We start from the raw sequence: 17,493 nt of genomic DNA, 5'->3' as shown, positions 1-17,493 counted from the left end.
CAGCCTGCGGGTTTATAAAACAACCCGCTCACTCACTTCAACCTCCCAGGTAAGCGGTTCTTTTGAAGCATCGTAGAACCACACCTGTACCAACAGCTTTTTGTGATGCTGTGGCACTACAAGTTCGCGTTCCACATTTTTGCTGGTTAACGAACTGCCGAGAATGCGACTGTCATAATCAATAACCCAACTGTTTTCTGCTGCATCACCGCCCGCTGAATAGTTACTGTAAACCGACAGATAGGCCAGGTTATCTGACTGCTCGGACAAATCCAGAACCAGAGTCATCTCTCGGTGTGAAACAAACTTAAGTTTCTCGTCGGCTTTGATGTCAGCGGTTTTAACCTCCACGGCGACATCCTGGTTCTTATCGTCAGCCGGCTGGTTATCTGTCTTAGCAGAATCACCACCGGCGCCTCCCTGACATCCGGTCAATAAGGCAATCAATACAGGTACAGCAATCAGTGTTTTATTTAATTTCGTATTCATAATCTTTCTCTTCTGTTTGTATCTGACTTTCGCTGTTCTTTTTCGCTGTTTTTTTATGAACAGCGGCCACTACGGGAACACCTTGCCTTCGACGCGATGCTCCTGCTGATACCAATCAAGGTCTTCGGCTTTACCGGATTCAATGTGATTGCGGAACTTTGGATAAGCTTTCAGCAGATCAACGCCGGTGCGAGGGTGCTTCCAGCTGGTTGCCACTTCCATCGCCCAAGGCAGGTTGTTGCTGTTTTTGAAGAAGCGCTGGTTTTGTGAATCGGACGTATCGTCACCGGTATTAAAGATACTGGTATCGGCTTGCTCACTCGGGCCAACATCAGCCAGGTGCATCTCCCACTGGCGACCAGGGTGAGTCGAAAAGTAAGAGCCGTGGTAACGGTTTGGCGTAGCAAAGATAAACGGATCATACAGAGTGCTCATCGCGGACGCCGGTTGCAGCTCAGTAAATGGCAGGCTCAGTTCAAATTCAAACTGAATGTCATCCATACAATTGGCGCTGGTGCGATAGTAATCGCAGCTGGTATCCACCAGACTCCATACGTCGTTGGTAACAATAGCGATCAGCTCATCACTTTCCGCTTCAATAGGATTGCCTTGTTCGCTTTGTGCTCCACCATTGAAGGCATAACGGAAGCGCATTTTCTGGGTATCAACTGCCGAGGCCTGAACACCCGGTACGCGGATAGCGAAACCGTTGTGATAACTGGCACCAATGGCGGCTAATTGACCGTAGAAATCGACGCGTTGCAGCTTATCGTCACGTTCAACAGTAACCGTACGGTAATGGAAGACCACATCATTCATGTCGTAATCACCTTCATACGGCCACAGATCTTCGTATGCCAATGTGGTCCAGCCGGATGCTGATGGGTAATAGCTGTAGGTAACACCGGCATCGCTGATCTCGATCGCATGGTCTTCCACCTCACCGTCGGTTGCACCGCCGAAGTAGTCGATACCGGTTTGTGAACCCAGGCGTAAACGAGCCCAGCTTGAACCCGGAGCAGCGTCTAATGGCACGCGCACGACCAGAGTGTTCGCTCCCGCCGCAAGTTGTTTATCCTGAAATACATGTTCTCCGGCGTCAGCAAAATCGCCATCTCCATTCCAGTCAAACCATGCCTGCAGATAGGCTTGTTGAGATGCTGTAATGACTACCAGATTATCGAGACCACGAACTAAACCGGTTACCAGGCCCAGACCGTCTTCATCATCAGACGAAGCGGCATCATCACTTGAGCTTGATGGATCAGAAGTGTTTTGCGCATCGGCCTCACCATCCGGCGCAGTAGTGCCAAGGTAAATACCACTGCCAATCTCGTGACGGGCACCGTTACCAGCAATGGAAGTCGAATAAGTATCTGGCGCGTCACCAAAGTCGATGGTGCTTGCACCTTCACTTTCATCAATCAGCGGCGCATTGGCACAGCGAGCGCCGTCGTTTTGATTAGAAAGTGGGCCGTCGGCGAACTTCACAGCTTCATAATCAGGTGAAGCACTCGCCAGGTTTTCGTTTGACAGGTTAACCCGATAGATCTGGCCATCCTGGTTGCGAGACACATAGAAATAACCATTTACATCAAAGTAGGCAGCACCAAACGTACCGGTTTCTCCGGTACTGCCAAGCTCGGTTGCCGCGCCAGTTTCGATGTTAAATTCGAACAATTTACCGTTGTTATTGTCGATGCCATATAGGTTGTTGTTATCCGGGTGGAACGCGAAATCAGTCAGCCTGACGTCGGCTGTATTGGTAATGGTTTGTACATCAAGGTAGTTTTCTGCGCTTGGGTCGAGGTTGATTTTGTAAAAACCTTTTCCTTTGCGATACATGTAGTAGTGGTTCTGATACACATCGCCAACATAAAAAGAGCCATCGGGCTGGTTAGTTATAGGTAGCACCGTTGCCTGAAAGTCTTTATCAAGCCTGACGAATTGCAACGTCGTAGTGCTGAAACCGTACATGTAGCGGCGGTTTGTACCGTCATCATCGGTATGATCGTTGAAACCAACGCCATTCACGTTTACCGGCATACCAACATCATCCTCCAGAATCTCGTAACTACCTGACACGAGATTCACCGCATAAGCGGTTACCGGAGTCCCCTGGAACAGAAATGCTTTACTCGGGCAAGTTTCAAACGGCGAAGCCAGACTCACCACCGGTAACGCAGTTAACACCATCAATGTGAAAAGAGATCGCAGCATAACAATTGCTCCAGGCAAATTTCAGAACGTTATTGTTCAATAAACCTTGTAGAGCAACACAAATGCCAAAATCTAATCCATTGTTTTTAAAGGAATATTTTTCAAAGACTGGTTGCAAAATGCAATCTCAGGGTAACGAGTAGCAATTTGCAAATGGTAACAACTACTACAAATCGGAGTCGTTTGTAATTCGATTGCAACAAACAGAAGGTTTAAGGCATAATCGAATGCTATTAATTCTCAATTACAAGAAGTTACTATGAAGAAGTCTCTGGCTACCTTTGCAGCACTGACCGCATTAACCGTTGCTGCTCAGGCTGATAACGCTCTGCAAACATACCAGCAGCAAGCGAAAACTTTATTAACGACCTTGGAAAACAAGGGCAAAAATATCGAAGCTGCATCAGCCGAGCTGGTAAACACCAGCCTGCCGATTGTTGACCAGTTTATTGTGAAATACCCGGAGTGCAGCGAATATCTGGGTGCGTTAAAGAAAGCAGCCTCGGTGATTCCAACATTACCTCTGGAAGAAATTGAGTCCGGATACCACGCTGACGGTAAGCTTCCACCACTGAAAAACGCTCAGTGCTACCACGCCAAAGATCTGCTGGTACACCCTGCAACGGTTCAGGCAATGGCGAAGATCGGTATTAAAACCGATGAGCAATGGGAATCGGCTGAGCATGAAATTGAAGAAGTTATTGAACACTTCAGCCAGGTAGAACTGGCGATGAAACCGGTTGCCAGCGCAGAATAATCTAGCGTAGGTTAACTATTTAAAAAGCCCGGCTTGAAAAATCAAACCGGGCTTTTTTATTACTATCTTGGTTTGCGCCTTCCCACGGCACAAAGCAGCAACATAAAGACAAACATAATTGGCATAGTACCGCCGCCGCTTGAGCCAGAGTCTGAATCCGGGCTGGCAGGTGTCTGAGGACCAGGAGTTGTTGTTGGAGCATTCCCCTTCGCGAGTAAGGTTACAATCTGGCTCGCAGAGCGCCCATCGGCTGCTTTTACCGTTACCTGCAGTTCAATGCTACCGGCGATATTTGCATTAAATATCACCGTTTGGTTCTGTGCATTCTGAAGCGTCGCACCACCCTGCTTAACCTGCCACTGATAGGTCACAGATTGGTTTTCGGTGTCAGCAACCGTTGCTTTAATCCCGACAGCTTTGCCAACTTCCACGGTATCCGGTGCTGATACCTTAAGGGATAAATCCGGAGTTTCCGGTGAAAAGCCAACGGACACAACAACTTCGTCTTCAGAAAATGCACCATTTTCTGCAAGCGCTTTGACTTTGAAGCGATAACGTCCATTTTCTGTAAAGGTCAGATTCAGCTTTGCCTGATCCGCACGACCCATTGCCACATCAGGTCCTGAAAGCTTGGTCCATTTAATGGACTTTAATTTCATTTCGCCACGAGCACTGACAAGTGCGGTTAAACTGGTCGCCCTGCCTAATTGGGCCTGAAAATCATTTCCGGCATTTACACTAAAGAAAGAAGCACCACCAACTGTCAGAGCAAAGCGTTCAGCAACAACGAGGCCACTACGGAACTCAACGTTCAGTGATGCGGAATAAGTTCCGGGAACTTCGGGAGCAAACATCTCTATAGTTGGTTGTTGAGTCGTTTTTTCTATAACTTCGCCACTTCTGCTGAATGTCCAGCGTGTTCGGATCAAGTCATGTCCCGAGTAATTCGCTGTCGCATTCAAAGTGATTTTTTGCTGTGGCGCTGCTGTTGCATCTGCCATTGTAATGGTCGGTAAGCTATCGATCATTTGCTGAGGTCGAATAAGACCACGACCGGTTACATCATCCGGGCCTTCTGCCGCACGCTGCCCCTTAATGTCCTGGGCTGTGCGAAGCATAATATCTGTCAGGGCATTCGTTGGTTGTTTCGCCCCCAGCTTTTGCAGAGCCAGAGCCGCTGAAGCCGCCGCAATAGGGGCTGAAGCTGACGTTCCGAAGAAATTAGGATAATTATCCGGTTCACCAAATCGCCCACCTAACTTAAGCGGATTACCAAAGAAGGTCGTGTTAACGCCATTTACCGCAGCCATCGTTGGAACGGTAACCTGAGCTTTCCTAAAACTACCATCATTGGCGTAGTATTTCTGAATAACACCACCTCGCGCGGTGAATGCCTCTGGATCTATTTCGTTAGTGAATTCGAGTGTTTTATCGTAAGCATCGGTGTCATACCAAGGCACTGCGGCCACTGAATTCACTCCATTGGCATTGGTATGCCCTAGCATAGTTGAGCCAGAGAAGGGATATTCGAACTGAACATCGCCTTTCTTGTATATCAACAGAGTAAATACCGTCGGAATATTTTCAGCATCACTCTGCGGAATAAATCCTCTTACACCGTCCCAAAAGTTCACATTGATATAGAACGCCTGCGCCCGATCAGTTTCATTTTCGTACGAAACACCTTCAACCGGGTCGGCGCTGTTAACACCTTTTATTTGCTCTTCGTTACTGACAGCAATCACGTTTGACTGAGTAAGCTCTCCAGGCTCTTTTAACAGATATAAATCGAGGTCAACCTGAGGGAAGTTCTTTTTGTCTTTCTGCGCGCTTAATGTTGGCTGATTCCAATGCAGATGAGCCTGGAACGAGTCTCCTGGCTGAACAACGACCTGCATAAAGGCATCACCATTTCCCCAGTCATGAGAATCTTTAATGGTTTCAGCTTCTTTCGTTACATCACGCTTCGCAGGATTTACGTCTTTAAAAGTAAACTGGAATGCCTGATCTCCATCATTACCTGCTGCGGAGAAATAATGGACACCTCGCTTGACGCAGTTTTCTGCTGCCTGAGCAACAATATCATTCTGATAAATCGACTGATCGGTAAAGAAAATATCGTCTACAACAATATCGGAGCCAGCACCACCTTCAGACAATGGCTTACACAAGTCATCAATCGCCATTGCCATTGCAAGCTGTGATGAACCCGCCGTATGGAATGCAAGTGAGGCTGATGGAGCCAGATCATGAATCAGCTCTGCCATGCCAGCGCCCTCGTCCGACGGCAAATCATCGTTATTTTCACAACCGCCACTGTCATCGCGACGAATTTCTACGCTTGCAGGCAGATCCCCACTTTTTTGTGGCACCGTATTTTCAAGTATTCCTTTAGCACAGGAAGCGAGACTGGCAGAATCCCCGCGGACCGCTGCCGTTCTAGCAAAACTGTCAGAGATAATGCCGATTTTTACGCCCTCGCCCGACAAATTATACGGTGCACTGTAAAGGCGGGAGGTTTCCATACTCTGGATTAACTGAGTGCCAACCAGCCCTGCACGACTTGTACCCTTCTCTGGGATCGTAACGTGGACAACAGACTCCAGGTTATTCAGCGTCTCAAGCTCGCCACTGTTTTTTACCAGAACAATCGCACGACGGTATTCATCGGAAGCAAGTTCTACTCTCAGACCTGCGGCTTCAAGAGTTTCACGGATTTTTGTTGCATTGCCGTCGAAACGAACATCAACGGATACAGGCTGCTCCTGTGGGGCGTACCTGGATACACCGCCACCACTGGTTGATTTAGCTGGCAGGATATTGGCAAGCCTGCCACTGACCTTATTAAGTGCAGACGAGTTCCATAACTTATCTGGTTGGCTATCACTAAACGATGGCGCTGATAGAGTGCACCCCAAAGTCATCATTGCTGCGGACAGCAATGTTTTGCGTAATGTGCTTATCATGATGAAATCCTGTTTCAATAAGCTATCGGCGACTGGCAGGCTGTGCCATTTGTATACGAACGACAAACGGTTGGTTAGCAAGCCAATTGAGCTGATCAATAGATGAAATGAGAACGGTAAATTGCTGATATTCAGTTGAGATGTTCTGAATATTTAATTCCTGCTGTTCGAGCAACGCGCGATGACCCGAAGTCATTCCCTGAGTGGTCACTCGTAGCAGGCTTATATTGTTAGAGGTGGTACTTTGACTGGTAACGATCTGCTGCAAAGATTCAGAGAGTTTTTCCAGACCTTGTGAATCAGAGACCTGCGGATTAACACCCTGAGAAATTGGGTTCTGAGAATGTGTACAAGCGAGCAATACGCTTAAAAACGAAAATACAGCGAGAAACTTCATGGCATATCCTTATGTACCGAGCGGCTGCATATTAACATTTGATAAAAAAAATCCCCAGACTTTTTGCTGAGGATTTTATAGATATCAAACTAACTGTTCAGAAATTAGCCCTTCGACCAGCTAGTCCCTTCCGGGCCATCTTTTAAAACAATGCCTTTAGCTGCTAATTCATCACGAACCTGATCAGCAGTGCCCCAGTCTTTATTAGCTTTGGCTTCAGCACGTTTCTCAATCATTTGCTGAATCCAGCTTTCTTCGCTGTCATCAACATCACCTTTAAAGAAGGCTTCCGGATCGCTTTGCAACGTACCTAATACATCACCCAGTTTTTTCAGTAAGGCAGCAAGTTGGTTCTTTTCATCACCTTCAGCTTTGTTGATGGCTGTAACCAGTTCAAACAATACGGAAATTGCTTGCGGGGTATTGAAGTCGTCATCCATGGCTGCTTCAAAGCGCTGAGCATAGTCAGTGCCTGTCGGTGCTTCGACAGATGTATCAGCCGATTGCAGCGCTGTGTAAAAACGCTCCAGCTTTTGCTGTGCTTCTTTTAAGCCTTCTTGCGAGTAGTTGATCTCACTGCGGTACTGGCTCGACAGCAGGAAGAAACGTAATACTTCGGCGTCGTATTCTTTTAATACATCACGAATGGTGAAGAAGTTGTTTAACGACTTAGACATCTTCTCGCCATCGATACGCAGTGCACCGGCGTGCATCCAGGTATTAGCGTAGTTTTCACCGGTTGCTGCTTCACTCTGGGCAATTTCATTTTCATGGTGTGGGAATTTCAGATCCGGACCGCCACCGTGAATATCGAAATTGTTACCTAAGCAGCAGGTCGACATAGCAGAACATTCGATATGCCAGCCGGGACGACCTTCACCCCACGGAGAAGTCCATGATGGTTCACCTGGCTTAGCAGATTTCCATAACACGAAATCAAGCGGATCTTCTTTTTCAGCGGCGACATCAACACGGGCACCACTTTCAAGCTCTTCTAAGATTTTGCCGGACAGCTTGCCGTAACCTTCAAACTTACGAACGCGGTAATACACATCACCATTCGACGCGGCATACGCAAATCCTTTATCGATCAGGGTTTGCACCATCGAAAGAATGCCATCGATATGTTCGGTGGCTTTTGGTTCAGAGTTCGGCGCAATCACACCTAACTTGGTGAAATCTTCGTTCATGGCGTCAACCATACGATCAACCAGCACATTAAATGGCTCGCCGTTTTCATTAGCACGGTTAATAATTTTATCGTCGATGTCGGTGATATTACGGATGTAATTCACCTCATAACCTTTGTGGCGCAGGTAACGTACGATCACATCGAACGCTACCATCACCCGACCATGACCCATATGACAGTAGTCATAGACGGTCATGCCACACACGTACATGCCTACCTTGCCATCAACCAGAGGTTTAAATTCTTCTTTCTGACGCGTCAGCGTGTTGTAGATGGTTAAAGCCATAGTCTTTTATTTGCTCGTTTAACTTTTTGTGTGTGATTCAGCAATCTTCTTCAGCTGTTTTTATGAGCAGCATGGATGCTGCGCTCGTGCGACAGGGCCAGGGGTGGCCCTTCGGCACGACGGTTAAAAACAGGGGCAGAAGGTTGTTTTAACGTTAAATAATAATCTTATGTTACTGCGTTAAAGATTTATCTTCACGCAAACCAATGGTCAGGTTAAATACCGGCTTCTCAGCAGAGTGATCGTAACGATCCGCCACGTAATAACCTTCACGTTCAAACTGGAAGTTCGATTCCGGTGCCACATCGGCCAGCGCAGGTTCAACAAATGCCGTGGTAATTTGCAGAGAGTCTTTATTAACGTGATCCATAAAGTCACCCTCTTCTTTCTCCGGCGTCGCGCTGGTAAACAGACGTGAATACACGCGTAATTCTGCTTCTTTGCTATGAGTCGCCGATACCCAGTGAACCACGCCTTTTGGTTTATCACCGTCTTCCGGGTCCAGACCCAGGGTGTTTTCAATCAGCTTAGCGCGCACCAGAACCACATTATCCTGCTCATCTTTTTCATAGCCGGTTGCTTCCAGCACATAAGAGTGACGCAGACGAATACGTTTACCCGGAGTGAACTTCTTCTTGAACTTCTTGCTGTATTCTTCTTTAAAGTCATCCTGGTCGATATACAGCTCACGGGTGAACGGCATTTCACGTGTGCCTAAATCCAATTCGTGATGGTATTCCGCCGATAACATTTCCAGATGATCTTCCGGCAGATTTTCGATCACAACTTTTAACGGCTTGATCACCGCCATACCACGCGGTGCATTGTTGTTCAGATCGGTACGCAGTGCGTGTTCCAGCATCGCCACATCAACCATACCGTCAGAGCGGCTAACACCAATCATATCGCAGAAGTTGCGGATGGAAGCCGGAGTAAAACCGCGGCGACGCATACCAGAAATGGTGGTCATACGCGGGTCATCCCAACCAGCAACCACTTCTTCATCCACCAGACGCTTCAGCTTACGCTTCGACGTTACCGTGTAGTTCAGGTTCAGACGGCCAAACTCGTACTGAGTTGGCTGTGCCGGAACCGGCAGATTGTTGATATACCATTCGTACAGCGGCTTGTGATCTTCAAACTCCAGCGTACATACCGAGTGAGTGATGTGCTCAATGGCGTCCGACTGACCGTGAGTGAAATCGTACATCGGGTAGATGCACCACTTATCACCGGTCTGATGGTGCTCAATATGGCGCACGCGATACATAATCGGATCACGCATATTCATGTTTGGTGACTGCATATCGATCTTGGCGCGCAGAACCGCTTTGCCGTCTTCGTATTCGCCAGCACGCATTTTTTCAAATTCAGCCAGGTTTTCTTCAACGCTGCGTTCACGGTACGGGCTGTTTTTGCCCGGACGGTTAAAGTCGCCTTTGTATTCGTCTGCCTCTTCCGGCGTCAGGTTACATACGTAGGCGTTACCAGCTTTGATCGCTTCAACGGCGTAATCGAACAGCGTGTCAAAGTAATCCGAGGAGTAACGGATATCGCCAGCCCACTCAAAGCCCAGCCAGCTGACGTCTTCTTTAATCGCGTCGATAAATTCCTGGCTTTCTTTTTCCGGGTTAGTGTCATCAAAACGCAGGTTACACTCACCCTGAAACTGCTCCGCCAGACCAAAGTTCAGACAAATAGATTTGGCGTGGCCAACGTGCAGATAACCGTTTGGCTCAGGCGGAAAACGAGTAATCACTTTGTCGATTTTGCCGCTGTTCAGATCTTCCTGAACAATTTTGGCAACAAAGTTGTTACTTACCGGATTCGCTTCCGCTTCATTGGCTGTAGTGGTGTTGCTGTTAGCAGCATTGGTGGCGTTGGTGTCAGTCATAACCGTCCGTTTTTTGTACAAACTTATCGGTGAGGCTTGAAAAGCATCACCCGAAACTCAATATCGGCCTTTCATCTTGGCTGTAAGGCCGGAAAAAAGGCGCTATTATACGCCTTCACTTCCCGTTTGGGATACACGAATTCACTATCTGAGGCTCAATATGATCCTGCTGAAAACCAACTTTGGCGACATTAAAATCGAACTGAACCACGAGAAGGCGCCAAAAACCGCTGAAAACTTCGAAAACTACGTGAAAGAAGGCCACTACGATGGCGTTATCTTCCACCGTGTTATCGATAACTTCATGATCCAGGGTGGCGGTTTTGAGCCTGGCATGACTCAGAAGAGCACCAACTCTCCAATCGAAAACGAAGCTGACAACGGTCTTGAAAACAAAACCGGCACCTTAGCGATGGCCCGCACCATGGACCCACACTCTGCTTCTGCTCAGTTCTTCATCAACGTAGCTGACAACGCGTTCCTGAACCACACCGGCAAAAACCCGGAAGGCTGGGGCTACTGTGTATTCGGTGAAGTGGTTGAAGGTATGGACGTGGTTAATCGTATCAAAGCGGTTCGCACCACTATGGCCATGGGCCACCAGGACGTACCGGTTGAAGATGTAATCATCGAGAAAGCAGAGATCGTTTAAGGTCTGGTCGCTTTCACCTATGGTGTGTTTTTCAATCGCCGGATCAAGGCGACATCCCTGCAAAGAGATCCGGCGGTAACGTCTTGTTACCGGCCTCTGAAAAACACACCATAGGCAAAAACTCCTGTAAGCCCAAACACCTCATCGATACGGAACAACAGTCAAAATGGCCATCTACTTTATCTCTGATATTCACCTGGAGCCCGGTCGTCCTGCTCTTGCTCAAGGGTTTGCCAAGTACCTGCAAAATCTCGCCGTAAAAGGTGACGCTAGCCAGCTTTATATTCTCGGTGACTTCTTTGAAGTCTGGATGGGTGATGACTTTATTAATCCGTTTGTTGATCAGGTAAAAGCCGCACTAAAAGCACTCAGTGATACAGGCACTGATATTTTTCTGATGCACGGCAACCGTGATTTTCTATTGGGTAATGATTTTTGTCGCGACGCTGGCTGCACCCTGCTTCAGGACCCATCTGTCATTCAACTCGGCGACGAAAAAGTATTATTAATGCACGGCGATAGCCTGTGCACGGAAGACATCGAATATATGAAAATCCGCCAGGTGTTTCGCAGCGAAGCTTGGCAGAAAGACTTCTTATCAAAGTCCATTGAAGAACGCATCGCATTTGCTCGTCAGGTTCGATCCGAAAGCCAGAGCGATCAACAAATGAAGTCGGCGGAAATTATGGACGTTACACCGTCTGAAGTTGAGCGCGAACTATCCGAGCATGGCGTCAATATCATGATTCACGGCCATACACATCGCCCAGCAGTTCATAATTTAGACAGTGGCAAAACGCGCTATGTCTTAGGGGATTGGTCAGATGAAAATGGCTGGGAAATTCGTTGGGATGAAGATAGCGGCATCAAGCTAAAAGAGTTTGTTCTTTAGTTAACTCCGCAGCGTCCTAAAAATAAAAAAGCGACCCAAGTGGTCGCTTTTTTATTTTTCTACAGGCATCGACTGATGAAAGATCAAAAGACCTGCGGCTCAGGCTCCAGCTCAACTCTAAATTTTTCTTTTACGTCACTCGCAACGGCATCCCTGATTGCAAACACATCGGATAATTCCGCAGAGCCATTGGTCGTTAACACCAAGGCCTGCAACGAATGCATTGATGCATTACCAAGCGATTTGCCTTTCCAGCCCGCCTGCTCAATCAACCAGCCTGCAGCCAACTTAACGCTGCCATCGGCTTGCGGATAACCCGGTAGATCCGGATATTGAGAATTTAATTTTTCGGCATCTGCAGCAGAAACCACTGGGTTTTTAAAGAAAGAACCGGCATTAGGAATTTCAGCCGGGTCTGGTAATTTTAAAGAGCGAATGACACACACCTGATCGATCAGATCCTGGGAAGAAAATCCTGAATTCTGAAAAGCCCAGCTAGCCAAAGGACCATAGCTAACATTCGGGTTAAATGATTTCGTTAAGCGAAAGGTTACTGATGTAACAATAAAATCGTTTTTCAGCTCGCGCTTAAAGATTGAATCGCGATAGCCGAAGCGGCAGTCAGAATTCGATAAGGTCATCAGCTGCATTGAACTCAGACAAATCCCCTGCACACTCTCCAGCACATCGGCAACTTCGACACCATAAGCACCGATATTTTGTATCGGTGACGCACCAACCGTACCGGGAATTAACGCCAGATTTTCAATGCCATGACCGTACCGTTGAGACTCAACCACCCAGGAATGCCAGTGTTTACCGGCATCAACCTTGAGTGAAACTGAGTTTTCATCCTCACGCAAAATCTCTATCGATTGCATCGATGATTGCACCACCAAACCGTCAACTTGCTCGGGCATTAAGACGTTACTGCCGCCACCAAGCACTTTGACAGTCAGCTCTCTTTGGCGAGCATAGGAAAGTAAAGACAGGAGTTCTGAAACAGAAGAAAACTGGGCAAATTCAGCAGCATTCCCAGGCAAACTCAAGGTATTGAATGCCTTTAAGCTTTTATTAAATTCAACGAGTGCTGCGGCAGAGGACGAGGTACTGGTCATACAAATTACAGCTGCTTTTTAATATCAGCCAATAAGCCTTCACAGGCATCTTCTACCAGGTCGAGCACATGCTCAAAACCGGCTTCGCCACCATAATACGGATCCGGCACCTCAAGCTCGTTAAATTTCTGGCTGAATTCATACAGAAACAACTGAGGCGCAGACTTCGCACCGTTAGGGCAAATATCCTGAAGATTTGAAAGGTTTTCTTTATCCATGGCCAAAACATAGTCGAACTGATCAAAATCAGCCGAGACTGCCTGACGGGCGCGAAGTGGAGATAAGTCATATCCGCGCAATTTGGCGTGTGCTGTGGAACGAGAGTCAGGTGATTTACCGATATGCCAGGCTGCCGTACCGGCGGAGTCGACAAATATTTTGTCACTCAAGCCAGCATTATCAACCATTTGCTGAAACACACCGTGAGCAGTTGGCGAACGACAAATATTTCCCAGACATACAAACAACACACGCTTCATAATTATTCAGCGCCTTCGCTACCAGCCTGGGCTTTCTCCAGCTTTTCTTCTTCGCTCATTTTACGCGCTTCGTTATCCAGCATTACTGGTACGCCATCCTGAATCGGAAAAGCCAATCCATCAAAGGTACATAGCAATTCTTGTGCTTCGCTATCCAGCTTTAACTTACCCTGACATACCGGGCATACCAGCATCGCTAATAATTGCTTATCCATTTTTGTTTCTCTCAAGTCTTAATTTTGAAATATCTAACGACCGGCATGAACTTCGATCGTATAAACTTAGTTGCCTGCTTTTAAAAGCGATAACAATAACTGATCAATCTTTTTTGCAGCACCGTCTTCCAACTGAGCATCAACGGCCAGATACCACATATTGAGATCAGTAAAACCGCTGCATTTCACCCAATCTTTTTCCGTCATTATCACAGGATAATCATCGCCAAACTGCAGATCCTGAGGCTTAAACTGGTAATGATCAGCATACTCATGCCTGATCACTTCAGCGCCCAGCTGCTGTAGCGTATCAAAAAAGCGTGATGGATTACCGATTCCTGCAACGGCGTGAACCTTCTGGCCACTCAGCAACTCCAGGCTCCTGCATTCTCCGTTGTGGGCATTAATCAAATTACTGGCGACAACGGTAAAATCTGAACCATTATCCAACCGCACATCAACCTGCTCTGCTCTGGACAAAGGCTCTCGCAAAGGGCCAACAGGCAGTAGCCAGCCATTGCCAAACTGACGCTGACCATCCACTACCAGGATTTCAGCGTCTCGCCCCAGGGCATAATGCTGCAAGCCATCGTCACTGAAAATAATATCGACTTGATTGTCGAGCAACTCAGCTGCACGCTTGCGTACCGGATCAACCACTACAGGGCAATTAAGTCGTTGCTGTAATAACTTTGGTTCATCTCCACACTGCTGAGCGGGCACCGCCTGGGTAACCATCAAAGGAAACGTCTTACTATTACCGCCATAGCCCCGGCTGATAATTCCTGGCTCATAACCAAGTTTTCGCACCCGATCGACCAAGTAAGTAATCAGTGGTGTTTTACCTGTTCCACCCACCGTAATGTTACCGATAACAGCAACCGGAGTGTTCAACGTTGCTGCTGGCTGTTGCTGTGCCTGCTTTCTTTTGCGAATAATCAGTGGCGCAGCGATCAGCCACAATGGTAACAACAGCCAGTTTAACCCGGGAGACGGTCGATACCAGTTAGCTTCTATCGCTGCTGTCAGGCGTTGTAACATCTGTTACTCCGCCCCTTCGGCAAATTGCAGTTGATGCAATTGGGCATAAATTCCTTGCTGAGCCAATAGCTGCTCATGACTTCCGTCTTCTTTAATCTCACCTTTGTCGATTACAACGATCCGGTCGACACTTTCGATCGTGCTCAACCTGTGGGCAATTACAAAGGTTGTCCGGCCTTTCATCACCTCTTCCATCGCCGCCTGGATATGGCGTTCGGATTGGGTGTCGAGTGCGGACGTCGCTTCATCAAGTATCAGAATCGGTGCATCTTTTAACAATGCGCGAGCAATTGCGATACGCTGGCGCTGACCGCCAGATAACAACACGCCGCTTTCACCCACTTCAGTATCGTAGCCGTTGTCCAGTTTCTGAATAAATTCATCCGCGTGTGCTGCTTTAGCTGCGGCAAAAATTTCTTCGTCAGTTTTATCACGCAACGCGCCATAAGCGATATTTTCTTTAATGGTGCCGTTAAATAAGGTGACATTCTGACTAACGATAGCAATGTGACTGCGCAGATTATCCAGCGTGAACTGTTCGATATTATCGTTATCAATCAACACTTCGCCGTCGGTCACGTCATAAAAACGTGGAATCAGGTTTATCAGCGTTGACTTACCACTACCGGATTTACCAACAAAAGCGACTGATGTTCCGGCAGTTACATCCAGATTAATGTTTTGCAACGCGGGTTTATCAGCGCCCTGGTAACGAAAGCCTACCCGTCGGAAGTGAACATCACCGTTTACTTTTTCACGATGTATTTCACCACCATCCAACTCTTCTGGCGCATCGATCACTGTGAAAATCGACTCGGCAGCGGCGACGCCTTTCTGAACAATAGAGTTGATATCGGTTAATGCCCGGATTGGTTTGGCAATTAACGATGCAGCGGTAATAAACTGCAGAAACTCGGCACTGTTCATGCTGCCTGCTGCGACACGACCAAACATCATATAAATCATAAAGCCCAAACCAACCGCGACAATAATCTGGTTAATTGGAATATTAATGGCGTTGGTTAATTCAAATTTAAGCGCTTGCTTGCGGTTGTATTCACTGGCAGTTAAAAAGCGTCCCTCTTCATATTCGCGACCACCAAAGGTGCGTACTTCCCGAAATCCATTAATGGTTTCATTGGTGATCTGCGTCACTTCACCAACTGATTTCTGAATACGGCGACTGTACTTACGGAAGAAACGACTGGCCAAAGCAACCATCAAGCCGATCGCAGGAATAATACCGAAGAAAATAAAAGTTAAGGTGTAATCGAGATAAATCAGGTATGCCATCAGGAAAATAACCGTGAGGCCTTCCTGTACAACAACGGTTAACGCCTTGGTTGAAGCGCCCGTAACCTGCTCAACATCAAAGGTTACCCGAGAAATTAACCGCCCCCGGGATTCTGTGTCGTAATAACTGGTTGGTAATCGGGTCATTTTATTAAATAACTCGGTGCGTAACGCATGAACAACACCACGACCAACAACAGCGGTAAAATATTTACCCATAAAGGTAGCAATGCCACGATAGAAAAATGCACCGACCAGCATAGCCACCAGCATGATGATTTTTTCTTCCTGAGGGTCCTGCAGCGTTTCTTCCACCACACCCATCAGATAAGCCATCACTGGCGCAGCCGTTGCAAATATAGCAAAGCCTAAAATACTGATGGCAAAAGCCAGTTTATGCGGCCATACATACGAAATAAGGCGCCTGTAAAGGCGCCCGGTGCTGTAAGGGTTTTGAGCTTGGGGGTTTAAATTGTTTTCTGACATTCGGCTTATTCAGACTTGGCTGGCTGGCGTGTGGTAATACTGAGATTGACTAACCCTAGCTGGCCTGCGGCATCCATTGCTTTAACGACAGCTTCGTGTGGCGTTTTAGCATCAGCGGTAATGACGACCGGAGCGGTTTCACGTCCACCCAGCATTTTTTGTAAAGCACGCTTGAGTGTTTGTAGCTGCGCATTAACGAGGGACTGATCGTTAACGCTGTACTCTCCGGAAGCAGAAATTAAAATTTCCAGCGCCTGAATGGGGGCATTGGCGGCTTCTGCCGTGGCTTCAGGCAAATCAATGCTGAGGTGATTTTCCTTGGTGAAGGTGGTCGAGACCATAAAGAAAATCAGCAGCAGAAACACAATATCAATCAGCGGCGTCAGGTTAACCGCCACTTCTTCGCGATTCTGACGTTTAAAATTCACTTAAGCAGCCTCGTCGTTATCGGCAACTTCACGTTCACCGTGCAACACATCAACCAACTTGATGGCTTCCTGCTCCATAAAGACAACCACTTCATCGACTCGGCGTTGCAGCATACGGTGAGCAATTAAAGCCGGAATCGCAACAACCATACCGGCCGCTGTGGTGATCAGTGCTTCAGAAATACCACCAGCCAATAAATTAGCCTGACCGGTTCCGGCGATAACAATTTCAGAGAATACTTTGATCATACCGATGACGGTACCCAGCAGACCCATCAGAGGAGCAACCGCAGCGATTGTACCCAACGCACTGAGGTAACGTTCCATTTCATGAATTTCGTGAGAAGCAACTTCTTCGATGCTCTCCTTCATGATGGTACGGCCATGGCGGGAGTTCATCAGACCGGCCGCAAGAACACGACCCAAAGGAGAAGAAGCGCGCAATTCTTTGATGCGGGAGCCGTCCAGCTGGTTGTTTTTCATCCAACCCCAGACTTTCGCCAGCAAGTCTTTCGGCGCAATCTGTTCGGCGCGTAATGTCCAGAACCGCTCTACGGTAATTGCTAAGGCTAAAATGGAAGAAATGATGATAGGCACCATCATCCAACCACCACTCTGGATGATTTCCAGCATATTGGGCTACTCCTGCCAAACGGTTTGAGCGCTACTCTAACACAGCGATCAATGA

16 protein-coding genes are annotated in these 17,493 nt (G+C 47.5%); 3 read left to right on the top strand and 13 right to left on the bottom strand.

Annotated features, from left to right (window positions below):
* Positions 1-12: 12 nt before the first annotated feature.
* Positions 13-489, bottom strand: coding sequence for a hypothetical protein (locus ACOQOZ_RS03395; RefSeq protein ID WP_420590879.1), 477 nt, complete (start codon positions 487-489; stop codon positions 13-15).
* 69 nt (positions 490-558) lie between these two features.
* On the bottom strand, positions 559-2,709 hold the full coding sequence (locus ACOQOZ_RS03390; protein WP_420590878.1) for an LruC domain-containing protein: 2,151 nt from the start codon (positions 2,707-2,709) through the stop codon (positions 559-561).
* Between the two features lie 259 nt (positions 2,710-2,968).
* Between ACOQOZ_RS03390 and ACOQOZ_RS03385 the strand changes: the two genes are divergently transcribed.
* On the top strand, positions 2,969-3,466 hold the full coding sequence (locus tag ACOQOZ_RS03385) for a hypothetical protein (protein WP_420590877.1): 498 nt from the start codon (positions 2,969-2,971) through the stop codon (positions 3,464-3,466).
* 62 nt (positions 3,467-3,528) lie between these two features.
* Here ACOQOZ_RS03385 and ACOQOZ_RS03380 read toward each other — a convergent pair whose 3' ends face one another.
* The 4 genes from ACOQOZ_RS03380 to ACOQOZ_RS03365 form a co-directional block, all read right to left on the bottom strand.
* Entirely contained in the window at positions 3,529-6,432 is a 2,904-nt protein-coding gene (locus ACOQOZ_RS03380; RefSeq protein WP_420590876.1) for a PKD domain-containing protein, read from the bottom strand.
* Between the two features lie 22 nt (positions 6,433-6,454).
* A complete protein-coding gene (locus tag ACOQOZ_RS03375; RefSeq protein WP_420590875.1) occupies positions 6,455-6,829 on the bottom strand; it encodes a hypothetical protein in 375 nt (124 codons plus the stop codon).
* A 104-nt stretch (positions 6,830-6,933) separates the two neighbouring features.
* On the bottom strand, positions 6,934-8,307 hold the full coding sequence (cysS, locus tag ACOQOZ_RS03370) for a cysteine--tRNA ligase (protein WP_420590874.1): 1,374 nt from the start codon (positions 8,305-8,307) through the stop codon (positions 6,934-6,936).
* Between the two features lie 172 nt (positions 8,308-8,479).
* On the bottom strand, positions 8,480-10,201 hold the full coding sequence (locus ACOQOZ_RS03365) for a glutamine--tRNA ligase/YqeY domain fusion protein (RefSeq protein WP_420590873.1): 1,722 nt from the start codon (positions 10,199-10,201) through the stop codon (positions 8,480-8,482).
* 160 nt (positions 10,202-10,361) lie between these two features.
* Here ACOQOZ_RS03365 and ACOQOZ_RS03360 point away from each other — a divergent pair, with 160 nt between their 5' ends.
* A complete protein-coding gene (locus ACOQOZ_RS03360; protein WP_420590872.1) occupies positions 10,362-10,853 on the top strand; it encodes a peptidylprolyl isomerase in 492 nt (163 codons plus the stop codon).
* 166 nt (positions 10,854-11,019) lie between these two features.
* Positions 11,020-11,745, top strand: coding sequence for a UDP-2,3-diacylglucosamine diphosphatase (locus ACOQOZ_RS03355; RefSeq protein ID WP_420590871.1), 726 nt, complete (start codon positions 11,020-11,022; stop codon positions 11,743-11,745).
* A gap of 83 nt (positions 11,746-11,828) precedes the next feature.
* Here the strand turns inward: ACOQOZ_RS03355 and murB are convergent, their stop codons facing one another.
* The 7 genes from murB to ACOQOZ_RS03320 all read right to left on the bottom strand — a co-directional run bounded on the left by murB (position 11,829) and on the right by ACOQOZ_RS03320 (position 17,438).
* Positions 11,829-12,863: a UDP-N-acetylmuramate dehydrogenase gene (murB, locus tag ACOQOZ_RS03350; protein WP_420590870.1), complete on the bottom strand. Its 1,035-nt coding sequence runs from the start codon at positions 12,861-12,863 to the stop codon at positions 11,829-11,831.
* 5 nt (positions 12,864-12,868) lie between these two features.
* Positions 12,869-13,342 (bottom strand): low molecular weight protein-tyrosine-phosphatase, encoded by a 474-nt coding sequence (locus tag ACOQOZ_RS03345; RefSeq protein WP_420590869.1) that lies wholly within the window; start codon positions 13,340-13,342, stop codon positions 12,869-12,871.
* A 2-nt stretch (positions 13,343-13,344) separates the two neighbouring features.
* The gene (locus ACOQOZ_RS03340; RefSeq protein ID WP_420590868.1) at positions 13,345-13,557 is read right to left on the bottom strand and encodes a Trm112 family protein; all 213 of its coding nucleotides are present in this window, start codon (positions 13,555-13,557) and stop codon (positions 13,345-13,347) included.
* A gap of 66 nt (positions 13,558-13,623) precedes the next feature.
* On the bottom strand, positions 13,624-14,598 hold the full coding sequence (lpxK, locus tag ACOQOZ_RS03335; RefSeq protein ID WP_420590867.1) for a tetraacyldisaccharide 4'-kinase: 975 nt from the start codon (positions 14,596-14,598) through the stop codon (positions 13,624-13,626).
* Between the two features lie 3 nt (positions 14,599-14,601).
* Positions 14,602-16,377 (bottom strand): lipid A export permease/ATP-binding protein MsbA, encoded by a 1,776-nt coding sequence (gene msbA, locus ACOQOZ_RS03330; RefSeq protein WP_420590866.1) that lies wholly within the window; start codon positions 16,375-16,377, stop codon positions 14,602-14,604.
* 5 nt (positions 16,378-16,382) lie between these two features.
* Entirely contained in the window at positions 16,383-16,805 is a 423-nt protein-coding gene (locus ACOQOZ_RS03325; protein ID WP_420590865.1) for an ExbD/TolR family protein, read from the bottom strand.
* A complete protein-coding gene (locus tag ACOQOZ_RS03320) occupies positions 16,806-17,438 on the bottom strand; it encodes a MotA/TolQ/ExbB proton channel family protein (protein ID WP_420590864.1) in 633 nt (210 codons plus the stop codon). It lies immediately after the preceding gene.
* Positions 17,439-17,493 lie beyond the last annotated feature (55 nt).

The organism is Bacterioplanoides sp., from assembly GCF_965219715.1.
GTDB lineage: Bacteria > Pseudomonadota > Gammaproteobacteria > Pseudomonadales > Oceanobacteraceae > Bacterioplanoides.
The sequence above is the reverse complement of the archived record's forward strand: the minus strand, read 5'-3'. Positions and strand labels throughout refer to the sequence as shown.

What these genes read in the sequence shown, in the direction of transcription:
- ACOQOZ_RS03395 (WP_420590879.1), bottom strand. Translation starts at nt 489, where the DNA reads ATGAATACGAAATTAAATAAAACACTGATTGCTGTACCTGTATTGATT.
- ACOQOZ_RS03390 (WP_420590878.1), bottom strand. Translation starts at nt 2,709, where the DNA reads ATGCTGCGATCTCTTTTCACATTGATGGTGTTAACTGCGTTACCGGTG.
- ACOQOZ_RS03385 (WP_420590877.1), top strand. Translation starts at nt 2,969, where the DNA reads ATGAAGAAGTCTCTGGCTACCTTTGCAGCACTGACCGCATTAACCGTT.
- ACOQOZ_RS03380 (WP_420590876.1), bottom strand. Translation starts at nt 6,432, where the DNA reads ATGATAAGCACATTACGCAAAACATTGCTGTCCGCAGCAATGATGACT.
- ACOQOZ_RS03375 (WP_420590875.1), bottom strand. Translation starts at nt 6,829, where the DNA reads ATGAAGTTTCTCGCTGTATTTTCGTTTTTAAGCGTATTGCTCGCTTGT.
- cysS (WP_420590874.1), bottom strand. Translation starts at nt 8,307, where the DNA reads ATGGCTTTAACCATCTACAACACGCTGACGCGTCAGAAAGAAGAATTT.
- ACOQOZ_RS03365 (WP_420590873.1), bottom strand. Translation starts at nt 10,201, where the DNA reads ATGACTGACACCAACGCCACCAATGCTGCTAACAGCAACACCACTACA.
- ACOQOZ_RS03360 (WP_420590872.1), top strand. Translation starts at nt 10,362, where the DNA reads ATGATCCTGCTGAAAACCAACTTTGGCGACATTAAAATCGAACTGAAC.
- ACOQOZ_RS03355 (WP_420590871.1), top strand. Translation starts at nt 11,020, where the DNA reads ATGGCCATCTACTTTATCTCTGATATTCACCTGGAGCCCGGTCGTCCT.
- murB (WP_420590870.1), bottom strand. Translation starts at nt 12,863, where the DNA reads ATGACCAGTACCTCGTCCTCTGCCGCAGCACTCGTTGAATTTAATAAA.
- ACOQOZ_RS03345 (WP_420590869.1), bottom strand. Translation starts at nt 13,342, where the DNA reads ATGAAGCGTGTGTTGTTTGTATGTCTGGGAAATATTTGTCGTTCGCCA.
- ACOQOZ_RS03340 (WP_420590868.1), bottom strand. Translation starts at nt 13,557, where the DNA reads ATGGATAAGCAATTATTAGCGATGCTGGTATGCCCGGTATGTCAGGGT.
- lpxK (WP_420590867.1), bottom strand. Translation starts at nt 14,598, where the DNA reads ATGTTACAACGCCTGACAGCAGCGATAGAAGCTAACTGGTATCGACCG.
- msbA (WP_420590866.1), bottom strand. Translation starts at nt 16,377, where the DNA reads ATGTCAGAAAACAATTTAAACCCCCAAGCTCAAAACCCTTACAGCACC.
- ACOQOZ_RS03320 (WP_420590864.1), bottom strand. Translation starts at nt 17,438, where the DNA reads ATGCTGGAAATCATCCAGAGTGGTGGTTGGATGATGGTGCCTATCATC.